Consider the following 17,596-nt stretch of genomic DNA (forward strand, 5'->3'; position numbering starts at 1 on the left):
TGCGGGGCTTGGGCGGCAGCCCATTATCCTTCTAGAACCTAATGTAAATACTTTCTTAGCAAACAAGATAAACTAAAAAAAAGACAAATTGAGATTGCGGGAATTTAGTGGAAGCTTTAAAACGTATTTTATCTAGTTATAGAAGGTAATGGAACTTCATCCCAAACCACGTAAATGTTTATTCACATTTCATGTGGAATTTTTATATATTGATAATATAGAGAAATCAAATTCGAAACTATTAAATTTAATTTTCTCCCTTCTTTTAGAATAAAAATTTTAAATTTAGTGAATAATCTTAAGGAAAAGAGGGGGAAATAAATGAATAGTAAAAAATTTTTTGTTGCAATTTTATTAATACTATCAGTAATTATAAACATTTATGTAGTAAAAATTAATGCAGTAACTAATGATGATTATTTAAGCAATGCATTAAAGGAAACTAATAGTACTATAGAAGAAATAGGTCTAACCACAAATTATAAAACAAATAATAATGGAGAAAAAGAGTGCAAAAACTGGATTAAAAATATGAACTTAAATAATAAAAAAGTAACAATTTATAATGGTAAAAGTTACTGTATCAATTTTGATAATAAGGATGTATCCGGATATATCGAAAGTGTAAAAAAAGCTGATTATTATGATATATCAATATATATAAAATTGCTTACAAATAAAAATAACATTGATGAATTAAAAAGAAAAGTAACAAAATCAATTGGAGGCAAAAGTACTCCTTATATGTATATAAAAGCTAAAAGTAAGCTAAAAAATATTAGTAAAGTAGCATGTAGTATTAAGGGTTATTTTGATAAGAATGGGGTTAAAAACTTAAAGACCACAAGGATGAACAATATTTTAAGTACAACTATGTATACTGGAAGGTATGATTATATATTTGATAATAATAAAAAGGTAGATTTAAACTATGCTGTATGCAAGTATAATGATGGAATTTATATTATGATAGGCACTCCAATTTTAAACATAAATTATTAAAAATGGTGCTAAAATAAAATTCATACTGAAATAAATGACTATAATCTAATTATTTATTGCAAATAGTAAATTATAAACAAGTTATGAGTGGAGGATTAAAATGAGTAAATTTATTATAAAGGGTGGGGAAACTCTAAATGGTGAAGTGAATATAAGTTCAGCTAAAAATGCTGTTTTACCTATAATAGCTGCAACCATTTTGAGCAGTGATAAATGTGTAATAGAAAATTGTCCTATGCTACTGGATGTTTTTGTAATTATCGACTTATTAAAAACACTTGGAGCAAAAGTTAATATAGATTTACTTAAAAATAGACTTGAAATAGATACTTCTGATGTAAAATGTGTAGATATTGATAGTGAATTAGTTAGAAAAATGAGAGGATCATTTTTTATTATGGGCCCCATGATTTCAAGATTTGGTAAAGTAAAGATGGCACTTCCAGGAGGATGTAACATAGGAACCAGGCCTGTAGATTTGCACCTTAAAGGCTTTAAAGCATTGGGCGTGGATATAAATATAGATCATGGATATGTTGAGGCTAGTAGTGGAAAACTTTTGGGAAATAAAATTTATCTTGATTTTCCGTCGGTAGGTGCTACAGAAAATATAATAATGGCTTCCATTTTTGCAGAAGGTGAAACCATAATAGAAAATGCAGCAGAAGAACCAGAGGTTGCAGATTTATCAAATTTTTTGAATAAAATGGGTGCTAATATAAGTGGCATTGGTACAGACATGATTACTATTAAAGGCGTAAAAAAATTGAAGGGTACTACCTATAGACCTATTTACGATAGAATTGAGATTGGAACTTTTATGATTGCTGCTGCGATAACAAAAAGTTTAATAAAAATAAATGGTATTAATGAAGAACATATAAAACCTATAATAGCTAAACTTGCAGAAATGGGAGTTTCCATGGAAAAAGATGATAATACCTTGATTGTTGATGGTAGAAGAAGATTAAAACCTGTTGATATAAAAACAATGCCATATCCTGGATTTCCTACTGATATGCAGCCACAAATAATGGCACTTTTATGCTCTGTGGATGGCACTAGTGTTGTAACAGAAACTATTTTTGAAAATAGATTTATGCATGTTCCAGAAATGACACGAATGGGCGCTAATATCAAGATTGATGGCAGAAGTGCAATTATACATGGTGGAAACGGATTTACTGGGGCTAGTGTAAAAGCTACAGATTTAAGAGCAGGAGCTGCACTTATTCTATTAGGTTTAGTTACAGAAGGAGAAACTGAGATAGCTGATATTTACCATGTAGATAGAGGTTATGTAAATATAGAAAAAAAACTTCAAAAGCTAGGAGCAAATATAAAAAGAGTGGCTAGCAGTTCATGTGATTCATGAACTTAAAATACAAAAATAGTATTTAAAAAGTAATAAGTTCCTATATATAATAGAACATTCAAAGGTTTTTGTGAATAGATCTTTGAATGTTCTATTATATTTTCTATAACTTCAATTCCATTAGTGTATATACAATTCCATGAAAATTTGGTTTACAATTCGAAGTTTTAAATCCTATTGAGTAATAAAAGGTACAGCATATGAAGAAACGTTAAGTGTAATTTTTTCTATGTGATTTCTTTTTAGTTCTCAATAATATATATTAAGTTACTATAGATAAACAAGCTGAAATATTTAAATTGCCAATACCAAATTTATCCTTACAAACTGGAATTTAACTCAGAGTACAAAGTACAGAGGACAGAGTACAGTGAAGGATGATTTTTCTCCGCTGTCGCTACAAAAAATCTTCAACTTAATGCACGCAAAGCGCTTAAAATATAGTGCTCAGCGTAGCTGACACTATTAAGTTCTAAGATTTACCTGAGAGAAACAAAAGGTAAATCCACCTTCACTGTACTCTGTACTTTGTACTCTGTGCTCTGAATCAACTTCCAGGTTATCAGGATAAATTTGGACATTGCAATTTTAAAGTTTGAAGTTGTCTATCTATATAAGTAATTAATGTTGATAAAATTTATGATCATTGCTTTTTATAATATCTTTGGTCATATAAATTAAATGAAGTAATATTTAACTATAATATCAAATAATATAATAGAAAGCTGATTTTTTATTTTCGGTACAAAATTCTGCGAGCTGGGGGATGAAAAAATGATAAAAAAGATTGTACTTGTCTTAGCTTTTTGCTTAATATTCATTTTTACAGTATCTATACTTTTGGTTGGAGTAGGTAAGAATACTTTAAATATATTGCCTAAAATAAAATATGATTTTAATAAACAAAATGAAATTAAAGAAAATAAAAGCAATATAAATGTATATATTACTAACAGTAAAAAAATAATCAATATAAACTTAGAAGATTATATTGTTGGAGTAGTTTGCTCTGAAATGCCAGTTGAATTTGATAAAGAAGCCCTTAAGGCACAGGCTGTTGCAGCAAGAACTTTTGCGGCGGCACATATGGAGAATTATGGTGGAACAAAATATAAAGGGGCACATGGCGCTGATGTTACGGATTCAATTGATTGTCAAGTTTATATGAGCAAAGAAGAAAGGCTTAGTAAATGGCCTGAAAAGTTTAAAGAGGAGTACTGGAACAAAGTGAGTGAAGCAGTTAAAGAAACTAGTGGACAAGTACTTGTATACAATAATAAATTAGTAATGGAACCATATTATTTTGCTGTAAGCAGCGGTGAAACTGAAGATGCTAAAGAAGTACTTGGAGAAAATATTAAATATTTAAAAAGTGTGCCAAGTCCTGGTGAAGAAAGCGTAAGAAAATATAAGAGCAAGGTGGATATTAGCTATATAAATTTTATAAATAAAGTTAATGATGCATTTTCTAACAGTAAGATTAATTTATTTAATGTTAGAAATAGTGTAAGTGTTTTATCTAGAAATAAAACAGGCAGTGTGAAAACTATAAAAGTTGGAAATACAACTATGACAGGAACTAAATTTAGAAGTATCATAGGTCTGAATTCTACTAATTTTCAAATAAAATACAACATTAATGGATTTGAATTTGATTGTACCGGTTATGGGCATGGACTCGGAATGAGCCAATGGGGAGCTGAGGCTATGGCCAAAAATGGAAGAAAGTATGACGAAATACTTAAGCATTATTATACAGGAGTTGAGATTAAAACACTTAAATAATGTATATATAGTAAAATTAAGAAATACAAATACCAAGGTTATACAAAAGCAGAACGGAGGAAAATCAACTATAACTGTGCATTGTAAAATGAGAACTATGCACTGATTTTAAATTTATGCTTTTCAAGTTTTAGCGAAGTAACAATATCTAGATTATTAATTTCATTTAATATACCTAAATATTGTTACTTGGCATTTTTTTTTACATTAAATTCTAAAAAAAATAATATAAAATGTATTTTTTTCTAGGTTATGGACACAATACTAAATGGAGGTGTTAGTAATGAACAACGATTGGAATAAAAACCAAAATAAAGGTCAAAGTAAATTTAGTGATTTATTCAAAAAGGATGGGTTTTATATAGCTTTATTTGTATGCTTATGCATTATTGCAGGGGCAGCAGCATACGTTAATTTAAAACCTAAAAGTAAAAATGTTTCATCTGTTAAACAAACGCAACAAAAATCAAATAAATCTGAGGAAGGTTCAAAAACTTCCATGAAATTATCAAAAGATAAAGAAAAAAATAATGCAGCAAGTAAAAATATAGAAAATGCAGAGCAGGTTAATAAAAATACTAACTTAACTAAAAAAACTGAACAGAATTCAGTGCCAGCATCTACTAGTAATGTTGTAAAGAAGTTTTTCGTAAAACCAGTTCAAAATGGAAATGTAGCTGTGAAATATGATACATGGTATTCAAAAAATGGTAAATATACTACTGTTCAGGGTGAATATATTAAACCTGATAAGGACATAAATGTATCTGCAGCTATGGACGGAATAGTTAAGTCTGTCGATGGAGGTAAGGTTACCGTCTTAAATGAGAATAATGGCTATATTACAATATATGACAATTTAGATGAAAAAAGCATAGGTGTAAAAACAAACGACAGTGTTAAACAAGGTCAAGTTTTAGGAAAAATAGGTGACAGTAATTATAGTAATAAATTACTTACAGATACAAGTTGTGTTTATTTTGAAATTGATCAAAAACAAAAGGATGGAACATATTTAGCTGTTGATCCGGAAAAAATGTTAAATACAAAATAGAAAATTGATTTTTAAAAGGTTATAAATGAATTTACAAAAGTAATTTATGATGTTGTAAGCGCATATTTATTAAATAGAAGGGTTAAGGAGGCAGCAACTTTGAAAGATTACATTGAGGAAAGAGTTATGGAAGTTGCAAAATATATTATCGAATCTAAAGCTACTATCAGGAAAACTGCTAAAGTATTTGGTGTAAGTAAGAGTACTATACACAAGGATATGACAGAGAGATTACCTCAAATAAATCCTCAAATAGCCGAAATGGCTAAAGGCGTACTTGAACTTAATAAAGCAGAAAGACATATAAGAGGTGGTAAAGCTACTAAAATGAAATACAAAGCTATTGAAGGTTAAAAACATTCCTACTATAATAATATAAAGAAGTACTTTTATGTATTTCTAAAAATAGTTTAAATTGTAAAAAATAAACGTAGGAGATGGAGTGAATAGAGGAATGTTTTTTAGTATAGGAAATGATATGGGTATAGATTTAGGTACAGCTACCGTTCTTGTATACTTAAAAGGAAAAGGAATAACTTTAAAGGAACCGTCTGTTGTTGCTATAAATCGTAATACAAATGAAGTTTTAGCTGTTGGAGAAGAAGCAAGGCAGATGATTGGAAGGACACCGGGAAACATAGTTGCAATACGTCCATTAAGAGATGGGGTTATTTCTGATTATGATATAACTGAGAAAATGCTTAAACATTTTATACAAAAAGCTTGCGGAAAAAGAAGAATGTCTGCACCTAAGATTGTAATATGTATTCCATGTGAAGCTACTGGTGTAGAAAAGAGAGCAGTAAAAGATGCTGCTGTCAATGCTGGAGCAAAGAAAGTTTGCTTGATAGAAGAACCATTAGCAGCAGCAATAGGTGCTGGACTTGATATTACTAAAGCAAGTGGTAATATGGTGATAGACATTGGTGGTGGTACAACAGATATAGCTGTAATTTCGCTCGGTGGTATGGTAGTTAGAAGTTCAATAAAGATAGCTGGAGATATGTTTGATGAGTCTATCATAAAATACATAAGAAAAAAACATAAATTAATGATTGGTGAAAGAACAGCGGAGGACTTAAAAATAAATATTGGATCGGCCTACAAAAAAGAAATGGAAGAAACTATGGAAATTAGAGGAAGAGACCTTATAACAGGTCTTCCTAAAAATGTTGAGGTTTCTTCAGAAGAGATGAGAGAAGCACTTAAGGATGCTGTAAATTCGATAGCTGATTGCGCCCATTCAGTACTTGAGAAAACGCCACCAGAACTTGCAGCAGATATATCAGATAAAGGAATAACTATGACTGGTGGTGGAGCATTACTAAATGGCTTAGATAAGCTTATTGAGGAAATTACAAGAGTACCTGTATATGTTGCAGAAGATCCTATATCATGTGTGGCTTTAGGAACTGGAAAAGTTCTTGACTATGTAGATAAATTAGATTTAACGGTAGATGATATAACTTTAATAGAATAATAGATGATTTGCAAAATTGGTTATATTTACAATTTTGTAAGCATAACCAAAATAGGGAGAATGTATCTCTCTATTTTGGTTTATAGAATTTTATATAAAAATACATACATATTAATAGGGGTTAATTTTGCTTTGGAATTGAGGCTATATTGTTAAAATTAATATAAAGATAATAGGAATGAAGTATTGCTTGGGTTATGGTTTTTGACATTTGAAATATTAAATTCAAGCGTATATTTCTGTTTGTAAATAGTTCATTACTCTCGCATGAATCTACTATTCCTATTATAGATACTTCACCTACATCTGGAAGTGATTTTCCAACGCCTTTTCCTGGATGTATTGCATAATCGCGTATTTGTATTTCACCTATATTTTCAGCATCTCCTAGGCAAGCATCTATGCCAATGATTGTTGATGAAATATGCTTGCTTTTAATTTCTGATAATCTCTTATCTAAATTTAGAGCATGTATTGGATCGGAAATTGTTCCATAGACATTTAAAGGAAAGAATTTTTCTTTTAGCATTGTGCCTACCATGGGACCAAGACAATCTCCAATACATCTATCTGTTCCAATACATACAATTATTGTGTTATCATTTATATATTTTTGTAGAAAATTGGAAATTTTATAATAGGACATTGGAGCATTGTATAAAGTTCTTATTTTATTCAATAAAATCACCTCCTAATAATCTATATGAGGCTTTTTTAATTAATATTATTTTTTTATGAGTATAAATGAAAAAATATTGTTAAGTGAAATTAAATTGACTTATCTTTAAATAAGCTATTAGAGGCTTAAGAATTTATGTCATATAAGGAATTATAACTATATGTATAAAAGTGAGAAATAACGAGAAAAAGGTATTTATTTTAAGTTAATTATAAATTATGGTATATAATTAGCGTTGATTTTTTTATAGTATCAAGGTATACTACTATTTGTCGGTGCGAGAGAGAAGCCTTAAGCCGGATGATAAAACTTAATTTAAATGTGGAGGAATTCCCGAGTGGCCAAAGGGGGCAGACTGTAAATCTGTTAGCTCAGCTTTCGATGGTTCGAATCCATCTTCCTCCACCATTAATATGGGCGCTTAGCTCAGCTGGGAGAGCATCTGCCTTACAAGCAGAGGGTCACAGGTTCGAGCCCTGTAGTGCCCACCATATAAAACTTAATAAGCTGGCATAGCTCAATTGGTAGAGCAACTGACTTGTAATCAGTAGGTTGTGGGTTCAATTCCTACTGCCAGCACCAAATGTGGAGGAATTCCCGAGTGGCCAAAGGGGGCAGACTGTAAATCTGTTAGCTCAGCTTTCGATGGTTCGAATCCATCTTCCTCCACCACTAATTGACACAATAGTGTCTTTTGTTTTATACTGAAAAATGATATAATGTAAATAGTATTTATTTGACTCTTATCAAGAGAGGTGGAGGGAAATGGCCCAATGAAACCCGGCAACCGGTGCATGTGCATTAAGGTGCCAATTCCTGCAGTTTCCTGCAAGATAAGAGAGATTTGAATTTAAAAGTCTCTTCTTATTGAAGAGACTTTAATTTTTTATAGGGAGGAATATTAAATGAAGAGATTATTTACATCTGAGTCTGTAACTGAAGGTCATCCAGATAAAATATGTGATCAAGTTTCAGATGCTGTATTAGATGCATTACTTGAAAAAGATAAAAATGCTAGAGTTGCTTGTGAAACAACTGTTACAACTGGAATTGTTAATGTAATGGGTGAAATATCAACTAACTGTTATGTCGATATTCCAAGTGTTGTGAGAAAGACTATAAGGGAAATAGGATATACAAGAGCTAAATATGGATTCGATTGTGATACGTGTGCTGTTGTTACATCTATAGATGAACAATCAAGTGATATTGCAATGGGAGTTGATGAAGCATTAGAGGCTAAAAAAGGTGAAATGGATAAAATAGACGCAATAGGTGCTGGTGACCAAGGTATGATGTTTGGTTTTGCAACAAATGAAACACCAGAATATATGCCAATGCCAATAGCTCTTGCTCATAAGCTTGCCAAGAGACTTTCTGATGTAAGAAAAGATAACACTATAGATTATCTAAGACCAGATGGTAAAACTCAGGTTACTGTTGAATATGATGATAATAAACCTGTAAGAATTGATGCTGTAGTTGTATCGACGCAGCATAGCCCAAAAGCAACTCATGAACAAATTGAAAAAGATGTTATTGAGAAAATTATAAAACCAGTGATACCTGCTGAGCTTCTAGATAAGGATACTAAATATTATATAAATCCTACGGGAAGATTTGTTATTGGAGGACCTCAAGGCGATTCAGGACTTACTGGAAGAAAGATAATCGTTGATACTTACGGTGGATATGGTAGACATGGTGGTGGAGCTTTTTCAGGAAAAGACCCTACAAAAGTTGATAGATCTGCTGCTTATGCTGCAAGATGGGTAGCTAAGAATCTTGTGGCAGCAGGTGTTGCAGATAAGCTAGAAATTGAACTTGCATATGCAATAGGTGTTGCAAAGCCTGTTTCTATAGAAATTGATACTTTTGGAACAGGAAAAATTTCAGATGATAAAATAGTTGAAATAGTTCAAAAGGTTTTTGATTTAAGACCTGGAGCAATAATAAGGGATTTAGATCTTAGAAGACCTATATATAAGCAAGTAGCAGCTTATGGACATTTTGGAAGAACTGATATTGATGTTCCTTGGGAAAAGTTAAATAAGGTTGAAGAAATAAAAAAATTATTTTAAATATGGTGTTATAGTGAAACTACTGTGAAATTTAAGCTATTTATGTACCAAAATACCAATCTTCAAGGGATTATGGTGCACATATAGTTTGTAATTGAGCTAGTTTCACTGTAAGCAAAACAATTTAAAAGTGTAAGAAAACTAATGTTATGATATGCCATCTTGCGGTAGACAGTTAAAATAATAAAACTGTTTATTTCAAGAAAGGCATATTTTTTTATGAAATTATAAAAGTGATGGTAATTGAGAAAATTATGAAAAAACGTTATAATAGCTAAGTAGGGATATGATAGGAGTATCTCTTTTTTTAACTAAAGTACTTTAATAGTAAGGAGATTTAATATGGAAGAACTTCAGTGTGTGGTTGAGTCAATCGTATTTAAAAATGAAGAAAATGGTTATGTGGTTGCAATAACCGAAGATGAAAATTCTAAGAAAATAACCATAACTGGATGTATACCATATATAATGGAAGGACAATCACTTAAAATTTCAGGAGAATGGACTGTTCATCCACAATTTGGTCAACAATTTAAGGTAGAAAAATGCGATGAAATTTTACCAAATTCACTAGTTGGAATTGAAAAATATTTAGCATCAGGAGTTATTTCAGGTATAGGGCCTGTAACAGCAAAAAAAATAGTTGATAAGTTTGGTGACAAAACACTTGAGGTACTTGACAATGACGTATATAGGTTAAGGGAGATTGATGGTATAGGAGACAAAAAAATAGAACTTATATATGAATCTTATTCTCAACAAAGAGAAATAAGAAATATAATGATATTTCTTCAAACCTATGGAGTTACTCCAAATCAGTGTGTAAAAATATACAAAAAATATAAATCAAAAGCTATAGAAGTGGTTAAAGAGAATCCATACATACTTACGGACACAATAGCAGGGATTGGATTTAAGACTGCGGATAAAATTGCTAGGAGTCTTGGAATAGAAGCAAACTCTCCTTTTAGAATTCAAAGCGGTATAACTTATGTAGTTAATGAATTTTGTGCAATGGGTAATACATATATGCCAATAGAAGATTTAATAAAAAAGTCTATAGAAATACTTCAAGTTCGTAAGGATGAAATTGAAAAAGGGATATATGAATGTACTCTTTCTCAAAAGTTAAAAGTGGAAATTATAAATAAAGAAAATTGTGTTTATACAATGCCATATTATTATAGTGAACTTGGAGTTACAAGAAAAATAATAACTCTTGCTTATGATAAATACAAAGAACTTGATGTAGATATAAATTCTGAAATAGAAAAGTTTCAAAAGGAAAATAACATAGAATTTGCAGCATCACAAAAAGAGGCAATAGAAGGAGCAATTAAAAATGGGTTTGAAATTATAACAGGAGGACCTGGAACGGGAAAAACAACTATAATAAGGTGCATAACATCAATATTTGAAGAATTATCGATGAAGGTATTTATGGCAGCACCAACTGGGAGAGCTGCAAAAAGAATGTCAGAGGCTACAGGCAGTGAAGCGAGGACTATTCATAGAATGCTAGAGCTTGGGTATGAAGATGAAGAATTATTTGAAAAACCAGATGAGTCTATATTACAATGTGATGTGATTATAATAGATGAGGCTTCAATGATAGATATAATGCTTATGCATAGTTTACTCAAAGCTATAGGACTTGGTACCAGGCTTATTATAGTAGGCGATGTTGATCAACTTCCATCAGTTGGTCCTGGTAATGTTTTGAGGGATTTAATAGAAAGCAATTGTGTTAAGGTATTTAAGCTTAAAGAAATATTTAGGCAGGCTAAAGAAAGTATGATTATAGTGAATGCTCATAAAATAAATAATGGAGAAATGCCAATACTAAATAAAAAAGATAATGATTTTTATTTTATAAGTGAAGAAAAGCATGACATAATATTAAATACTATATTAAGCTTAACCTGTCAGAGGCTTCCTAAGTATAATAGAAGTTGGGATAGCATAAAAGATATACAAATAATTACTCCTATGAAAAAAGGAACTTTGGGCGTCATTAATATGAATAATAATCTTCAAAATGTTTTAAATCCCAAAGATAAGTTAAAAAAAGAAATTAAATACAGAGATGTTATTTTTAGAGTAGGTGACAAGGTTATGCAAAATAAAAATAACTATATGCTTAAATGGAAAAGGATAAAAGGAGAAGGAGAAAAAGAAGGAGAGGGCGTATTTAATGGAGATATAGGCTTTGTCTATGATATAGATGAAGACAGCAATTTGATAGTATTGTTTGATGATGAGAGGGAAGTTGTATATGAAAAACTTAACCTTGATGAATTATCGCTTGCCTATGCTGTAACTATTCATAAAAGCCAAGGAAGTGAATTCCCAGTTGTGATTATGCCAGCATTTGTTGGACCACCACTTCTTATGAATAGAAATCTTTTGTACACAGCAATTACGAGGGCAAAACAGTTTGTTGTTATTGTTGGACAGAAGAAAGCTGTTCAGTTTATGATAAACAATAACAGGAGTTTTAAAAGGTATTCTGGGCTTGAATGGAGAATAAGTGAAGTGTTGAATGGAGAAGAGAAAAATTAAGACTATGATTTAAAATAAAACCTAAATTAATTATTATTTGGAAGGAAAGTTTTTATGAGTAAAGTTGAAAAATATGAAAATATAATAAATCATATACTTAACTGGAATTTCGGAAAAGAAAAATATCTTAACGTTGTTTCTCCGCCTTATAATACCTGTGAAATTTTTTTAGAACTAATCATTGAAAATGTAAAAAACGGTAAAAAAGTATTGTATATTACTCAAGAAAATGATGGAAATATAGAAATTTTAAAATTAATAAAAGATAAAACCCTACTCAAAGGATACTCGTATTATAGGGGTAAAAAGATATATGAAGATTCTAAAATTATTGTGTGTAATTATCAGAATGCGTTTTACTTGGATTTAAAATTTGATATTATTATTTATGATGATATAGGAAGTTTGCCGCAATATGGTAAAATTGAAATTATAGAACTTTTAGATAGCTTAAAGGATGATAATTGTAAGGTTGTGGTATATTCAATCGAAAGTGTGTTTGATAATTGTAGAACAGTATATATATCAGCAAGAAGTGATATGCTTCCTATGGTTGAGCCTAAAATTATAACTACAGGGGTAAATATAAATAAAGATATGCCATTTGTAGTGTTTGAATATCTTAAGTGGTTTATAAATATAAAAAACAATGTGATAATACCAGTTTTAGATGAAAATATGATGATAAATTTATTTGGATATTTGACATATTTAAAATTAGGAATTGGTAAAAGGATTTTATTGTATAGGAGAGGTAGTAGTCCTAAAAATGTATTAAATAAAGTTAATGGGGCTATAATTATAACTAATGATTTTGAAAAAGTTTGTGAATATATACAAAATATAAATATTGCAGTTTATTTTTATGAGCAAAATAAATTTGATTATAAATCACTTGTATATTTTTGTGGAAGGTTAAAGGGAGGATATAAAAAGAAAGGAGAAGTTATATTTATAACCAATAAGGAGAATAAGGAAATAGAAAAGGCTAAAAATATAACTAGGAATTTCAATAAATCAGCATGGGAAGAAGGATTATTTTTTATATAGAATATTTATTGGATTGTTTTTTTAGTGTGCTCTATAGCAGGGATTACAAATGTGTTTTATGTGGGGAGAAAATATTTGATGAAAAACTTTTATGTAATTCATGTTTTAAAAATATAAGTTTGTGTAAAAACGAATTTTATATAGAGAAAAAAAACTTGCGTATAAAGTTTTATAGTGTTGCATATTATTCAAAAAGTATAAAGGAAATGATTATAAAGCTAAAATATAGGAGAGATTTTCTGTGCGGCGAAGCACTAGGAAGCCTTATGTATGATTTCATTATGAAAAATAATATAAAATTCGATGAAATAACTTTCGTTCCTATGGAAAAGAATGATTTGAAAAGAAGAGGATATAATCAAAGTAAGCTGCTTGCAAAAGAAATTTCCAAAAGGACTAATTTGCCCGTAAAAGAATATCTAGCAAAGAACAAAAAAACAAGTGATCAAATTGGACTTAACGGAAAAATGAGATGGGAAAACTTATCTAAGGCCTTTACAACATGCAATACAAAAACTATAGCAAATAAGAACCTTATTCTGGTTGATGATGTTTTTACTACAGGTGCTACTGGATTTTTTTGTGCAAAAAATTTGATTTTTAGTGGAGCAAAATGTGTTATTGTATTGACTGCGGCAAAAAGTAGTATATAATATTAGTATATATTAAGTTAGGTTTGTGGTTGAAAGTCGATGCTAGTCGCAGGCAAAGCGATCCACGTAAATTAAACAAAGTTTTAATGAGCATGGTGCGGTTTAGAAGTAAGTCCTGCCGTTTAAGTACGAGAGAATTAGTAGTGAGAGGATAGTACCGGGTAGCGAAAGTTCCAGCAGGCGAGTGTGGGGTCAAAGACCAGGTCAACTAACTTAATGTATTTTTTTGCATTTCAAGCGGATGAACATATATAGTTTGGGGTAAATTCAATCTATATATGTTTTTTTATACTCCATGAAGATAATATGAGGTACTTAAATAAATCTTAAATATGTAATAATATGTATTTATATAGTAAACGTTTAAAATCGCATGAAATATTAAGTAAGAATAATATAAATTTATATAATATTTAGTCAATTTATTATATTTTTCTTGTTTTAATTTATTAAAAATAGTAAAATATAATTACATAAAGAAACCAAAGTAATTATTATATTGGTGTTAGAGAGGGGCTGGAATTATGAAAATAATAGTTAGTGGCAGAAATGTTGAAGTGACAAATGGTTTGAGACAATATGTGGAGAAGAAGCTATCTAAAATGGAGAAGTACTTTAAACCAGAAGTTGAAGCTCATGTAACTTTTAGTGTACAAAAGAACAGACAAATTGTTGAAGTTACAATTCCATTCAATGGAGTAATATTAAGAGGAGAAGAATCCAACGATGATATGTATGCTTCTATAGATATTGTTTCAGATAAACTTGAAAGACAAGTGAGAAAGCAAAAAACAAAATTAGAAAGAAGAAAATATGGAGACTCACTTAGATTTCAAGATATTCCAGATATAAGCTCTAAAGAAAAAGAAGAAGAACCTAAAATAGTAAAAACTAAAAGATTTGCAATAAAGCCAATGTCTGAGGAAGAAGCAGTATTAGAAATGGAGTTACTAGGACACAATTTCTTTGTATTTCAAAATGCAGATTCTAACGAAGTTAATGTAGTATATAAACGAAAAGATGGAAACTTTGGTCTTATTGAACCAGAATTTTAAATTGTAAAACATAAAGGGGCAAAATGATGATTTTGCTCCTTTTTCATGATAATATAATTAAATTTGCTTTTTATTTAGATTAAGTTAAAAATACTTTATTTTACATACTAAAAGTTGAATGATTATAGATTAAATGATATAATCTATAGGGTATAATATGAATAGTATAACTTTGGTGTATATTATATAATGCATTAAGAGCTTTAGGGTATTTAATCTATGCTTTATGTGTTATATTTTTATAAAATATATATTTGTAGTGAGGATGAATGCGATGGGATTGCTTAATAAAATATTTGGTACATATAGTGAGAGGGAAGTAAAGAGAATTATACCTATAGTTGATCAGATAGAAAAACTTGATAGTACCATGCAAGCTTTAAGTGAGGATGAACTTAAGGCTAAAACTGCTGAATTTAAGCAGAGACTTCAAAATGGAGAAACTCTTGATGATATATTAGTAGAGGCTTTTGCTGTAGTAAGAGAAGCGTCTTCAAGAGTTCTAGGACTTAAACACTTTAGAGAACAGCTTATAGGAGGAGTAGTTCTTCATCAGGGAAGAATTTCAGAAATGAAAACTGGTGAAGGAAAAACATTAGTTGCTACACTTCCTTCATATTTGAATGCTTTAACAGGAAAAGGTGTTCATGTAGTTACTGTAAATGACTACTTGGCAACGAGAGATATGGAGTGGATGGGAAGAGTATATAGATTTCTAGGTCTTACTACTGGTGTAATAGTTCATGATTTAAACCAGCAGCAAAGGCAGGATGCCTATAATGCGGATATAACATATGGTACAAATAATGAGTTTGGTTTTGATTATTTAAGAGATAACATGGTTATATATAAGGAAGAAAGAGTTCAAAGAAAGCTTAATTATTGTATAGTTGATGAAGTTGACTCAATACTTATAGATGAAGCTAGAACACCACTTATAATTTCAGGAGAGGGTGAAAAATCAACTGAATTTTATAGAGTTGCAGACAATTTTGCTAAAATGCTAAAAAAAGAAGACGACTTTACTATAGATGAAAAAACAAATTCAGCTATATTAACAGAAGTTGGAGTTGAAAAAGCTGAAAAATATTTTCACCTTGATAACTATGCAGACCCATCAAATATGGAAATACAACATCATGTTGCTCAAGCATTAAAAGCCAATGCACTTATGAAAAAAGATAAAGATTACATGGTTAAAGATGGAGAAGTTATTATAGTTGATGAATTTACTGGAAGACTTATGGAAGGAAGAAGATACAGTGACGGTCTTCACCAGGCTATTGAGGCTAAAGAAGCAGTAAAAGTTCAAAAAGAATCAAAAACGCTTGCAACAATAACTTTCCAAAATTACTTTAGAATATATGATAAGCTTTCAGGAATGACTGGTACAGCACTTACAGAAGAAAATGAATTTAGAGAAATATATGGTCTTGATGTTGTTGTAATTCCTACACACAGACCAGTTCAAAGAAAGGATTCGCCTGATCTTATCTATAAGACTGAAAAGGCAAAATTTGATGCTGTAGTTGAGGATATAGCCGAAACGCATACAAAAGGTCAACCAGTTCTTGTAGGAACTGTAAGTATTGAAAAATCAGAACTTCTTTCAGATTTGCTTAAGAAAAAGAGAATTCCACATCAAGTTTTAAATGCGAAATACCATGAACAAGAAGCTGAAATAATATCTCATGCTGGAGAAAAAGGCATGGTTACCATTGCTACAAATATGGCAGGACGTGGTACTGATATTAAACTTGGAGATGGAGTTGTAGAACTTGGCGGACTCAAAATAATAGGTACTGAAAGACATGAATCAAGACGTATAGATAACCAACTTAGAGGTCGTTCAGGTCGTCAGGGAGATCCAGGATTTTCAAGATTTTATGTATCCCTTGAAGACGATCTTATGAGAATTTTTGGATCAGATAAACTTAAGTCTATGGTTGATAAGTTAGGTCTTGGTGATGATGAAGCCATTGAAAGCAAGATGGTAAGTTCCGCTATAGAAAATGCTCAAAAGAAAGTTGAAGGAAATAACTTTGATATAAGAAAAACTCTTCTTCAGTATGATGACGTAATGAATCAGCAGAGAGAAATTATATACAAACAAAGATCTGAAGTCCTCGAGGGAGAGGACATGAAAGATCAGGTACAGAATATGATAAGAGATATAGTTTCTAATTCTGTTGATGCTCATATAACAGGACTAGAAGAAAATTTGGAAGAAGATATACAAAATCTCTTAAATTATCTTTACGATATATATCTCCCTAAGAATGCAGTTACAGTGGATGAACTTAAAGTTCTTTCAAATGACGAAATAAAAGAAAAACTTCTTGGTATAGCAAAGGATTTATATGTTAAGAAGGAAGAAGAATTCTCAAGTGAACAAATGAGAGAAATAGAAAGAGTAATACTTCTTAGAATTGTTGATACTAAGTGGATGGATCACATTGATAGTATGGAACATTTAAAACAAGGAATAGGACTTAGAGCATATAGACAGCAGGATCCTGTTCAGGCATATCAAATGGAAGGAAGCGATATGTTTGATGAGATGATAGCAAATATTCAGGTAGAAACTGTAAAATACTTATTCCATGTTGAAATAGAAAGAAGACCTGAAAGAGAAAGAGTAAATCAAGAAGTTACAACAAATTATGAGTCTGAAAATGTTGTTAAAAAGCCTGTTAGAAGAAAAGAGAAGAAAATAGGAAGAAATGATCTTTGTCCTTGCGGTTCTGGTAAAAAATATAAAGATTGCTGCGGTAGAAGAGCATAAAATTTGTATAAGAAAAGGTCTGTTTCAAAATGAGG

General features: G+C 30.4%; 13 protein-coding genes, 4 tRNA genes and 1 riboswitch. Of the genes, 16 read left to right on the plus strand and 1 reads right to left on the minus strand.

Annotated elements, in window-relative coordinates; translation table 11 throughout:
- Positions 1 to 321 precede the first annotated feature (321 nt).
- The 6 genes from LQK79_RS10020 to mreB all read left to right on the plus strand — a co-directional run bounded on the left by LQK79_RS10020 (position 322) and on the right by mreB (position 6,696).
- Positions 322 to 1,002, plus strand: a complete 681-nt coding sequence (locus LQK79_RS10020) for a YwmB family TATA-box binding protein (protein WP_231016451.1) — start codon at positions 322 to 324, stop codon at positions 1,000 to 1,002.
- A gap of 100 nt (positions 1,003 to 1,102) precedes the next feature.
- Positions 1,103 to 2,377, plus strand: a complete 1,275-nt coding sequence (gene murA / locus LQK79_RS10025) for a UDP-N-acetylglucosamine 1-carboxyvinyltransferase (protein WP_231016452.1) — start codon at positions 1,103 to 1,105, stop codon at positions 2,375 to 2,377.
- A gap of 774 nt (positions 2,378 to 3,151) precedes the next feature.
- Positions 3,152 to 4,162 (plus strand): stage II sporulation protein D, encoded by a 1,011-nt coding sequence (gene spoIID / locus LQK79_RS10030; RefSeq protein ID WP_231016454.1) that lies wholly within the window; start codon positions 3,152 to 3,154, stop codon positions 4,160 to 4,162.
- A 283-nt stretch (positions 4,163 to 4,445) separates the two neighbouring features.
- Positions 4,446 to 5,216: a M23 family metallopeptidase gene (locus LQK79_RS10035; RefSeq protein WP_053242275.1), complete on the plus strand. Its 771-nt coding sequence runs from the start codon at positions 4,446 to 4,448 to the stop codon at positions 5,214 to 5,216.
- A 99-nt stretch (positions 5,217 to 5,315) separates the two neighbouring features.
- Positions 5,316 to 5,570 carry a sporulation transcriptional regulator SpoIIID gene (gene spoIIID / locus LQK79_RS10040; RefSeq protein WP_053242276.1) on the plus strand — a complete coding sequence of 85 codons (255 nt, stop codon included), beginning with the start codon at positions 5,316 to 5,318 and terminating at the stop codon, positions 5,568 to 5,570.
- A gap of 100 nt (positions 5,571 to 5,670) precedes the next feature.
- A complete protein-coding gene (mreB, locus tag LQK79_RS10045; RefSeq protein ID WP_053243320.1) occupies positions 5,671 to 6,696 on the plus strand; it encodes a rod shape-determining protein in 1,026 nt (341 codons plus the stop codon).
- A 121-nt stretch (positions 6,697 to 6,817) separates the two neighbouring features.
- Here mreB and yyaC read toward each other — a convergent pair whose 3' ends face one another.
- A complete protein-coding gene (gene yyaC, locus LQK79_RS10050; RefSeq protein WP_053242277.1) occupies positions 6,818 to 7,375 on the minus strand; it encodes a spore protease YyaC in 558 nt (185 codons plus the stop codon).
- Positions 7,376 to 7,698: 323 nt separating this feature from the next.
- Between yyaC and LQK79_RS10055 the strand changes: the two genes are divergently transcribed.
- From LQK79_RS10055 to secA, 10 genes are all read left to right on the plus strand, one after another.
- Positions 7,699 to 7,783, plus strand: a tRNA-Tyr gene (locus tag LQK79_RS10055).
- 7 nt (positions 7,784 to 7,790) lie between these two features.
- Positions 7,791 to 7,866: transfer RNA gene (locus LQK79_RS10060), tRNA-Val, on the plus strand.
- A 15-nt stretch (positions 7,867 to 7,881) separates the two neighbouring features.
- A tRNA-Thr gene (locus LQK79_RS10065) sits at positions 7,882 to 7,957 on the plus strand.
- 5 nt (positions 7,958 to 7,962) lie between these two features.
- Positions 7,963 to 8,047, plus strand: a tRNA-Tyr gene (locus tag LQK79_RS10070).
- Between the two features lie 68 nt (positions 8,048 to 8,115).
- Positions 8,116 to 8,215, plus strand: a riboswitch (SAM riboswitch).
- Positions 8,216 to 8,280: 65 nt separating this feature from the next.
- Positions 8,281 to 9,456, plus strand: coding sequence for a methionine adenosyltransferase (gene metK / locus LQK79_RS10075; RefSeq protein WP_231016456.1), 1,176 nt, complete (start codon positions 8,281 to 8,283; stop codon positions 9,454 to 9,456).
- Between the two features lie 342 nt (positions 9,457 to 9,798).
- Positions 9,799 to 12,018 carry an SF1B family DNA helicase RecD2 gene (gene recD2, locus LQK79_RS10080; RefSeq protein ID WP_053242278.1) on the plus strand — a complete coding sequence of 740 codons (2,220 nt, stop codon included), beginning with the start codon at positions 9,799 to 9,801 and terminating at the stop codon, positions 12,016 to 12,018.
- A 54-nt stretch (positions 12,019 to 12,072) separates the two neighbouring features.
- Positions 12,073 to 13,068, plus strand: coding sequence for a hypothetical protein (locus LQK79_RS10085; RefSeq protein ID WP_231016458.1), 996 nt, complete (start codon positions 12,073 to 12,075; stop codon positions 13,066 to 13,068).
- 206 nt (positions 13,069 to 13,274) lie between these two features.
- The gene (locus LQK79_RS10090) at positions 13,275 to 13,721 is read left to right on the plus strand and encodes a ComF family protein (RefSeq protein ID WP_231016459.1); all 447 of its coding nucleotides are present in this window, start codon (positions 13,275 to 13,277) and stop codon (positions 13,719 to 13,721) included.
- Between the two features lie 524 nt (positions 13,722 to 14,245).
- Entirely contained in the window at positions 14,246 to 14,776 is a 531-nt protein-coding gene (hpf, locus tag LQK79_RS10095) for a ribosome hibernation-promoting factor, HPF/YfiA family (RefSeq protein ID WP_053242280.1), read from the plus strand.
- Between the two features lie 274 nt (positions 14,777 to 15,050).
- Positions 15,051 to 17,561: a preprotein translocase subunit SecA gene (gene secA / locus LQK79_RS10100; RefSeq protein WP_053242281.1), complete on the plus strand. Its 2,511-nt coding sequence runs from the start codon at positions 15,051 to 15,053 to the stop codon at positions 17,559 to 17,561.
- The last annotated feature ends 35 nt before the right edge of the window (positions 17,562 to 17,596 follow it).

It is taken from the genome of Clostridium guangxiense, assembly GCF_021043395.1.
In the GTDB taxonomy this organism is placed as follows: Bacteria; Bacillota; Clostridia; order Clostridiales; family Clostridiaceae; genus Clostridium_S; species Clostridium_S guangxiense.

Excerpts from the sequence above, each read along its gene's own strand:
- LQK79_RS10020 (WP_231016451.1), top strand. The coding sequence starts at position 322 with ATGAATAGTAAAAAATTTTTTGTTGCAATTTTATTAATACTATCAGTA.
- murA (WP_231016452.1), top strand. The coding sequence starts at position 1,103 with ATGAGTAAATTTATTATAAAGGGTGGGGAAACTCTAAATGGTGAAGTG.
- spoIID (WP_231016454.1), top strand. The coding sequence starts at position 3,152 with ATGATAAAAAAGATTGTACTTGTCTTAGCTTTTTGCTTAATATTCATT.
- LQK79_RS10035 (WP_053242275.1), top strand. The coding sequence starts at position 4,446 with ATGAACAACGATTGGAATAAAAACCAAAATAAAGGTCAAAGTAAATTT.
- mreB (WP_053243320.1), top strand. The coding sequence starts at position 5,671 with ATGTTTTTTAGTATAGGAAATGATATGGGTATAGATTTAGGTACAGCT.
- metK (WP_231016456.1), top strand. The coding sequence starts at position 8,281 with ATGAAGAGATTATTTACATCTGAGTCTGTAACTGAAGGTCATCCAGAT.
- recD2 (WP_053242278.1), top strand. The coding sequence starts at position 9,799 with ATGGAAGAACTTCAGTGTGTGGTTGAGTCAATCGTATTTAAAAATGAA.
- LQK79_RS10085 (WP_231016458.1), top strand. The coding sequence starts at position 12,073 with ATGAGTAAAGTTGAAAAATATGAAAATATAATAAATCATATACTTAAC.
- LQK79_RS10090 (WP_231016459.1), top strand. The coding sequence starts at position 13,275 with ATGATTATAAAGCTAAAATATAGGAGAGATTTTCTGTGCGGCGAAGCA.
- hpf (WP_053242280.1), top strand. The coding sequence starts at position 14,246 with ATGAAAATAATAGTTAGTGGCAGAAATGTTGAAGTGACAAATGGTTTG.
- secA (WP_053242281.1), top strand. The coding sequence starts at position 15,051 with ATGGGATTGCTTAATAAAATATTTGGTACATATAGTGAGAGGGAAGTA.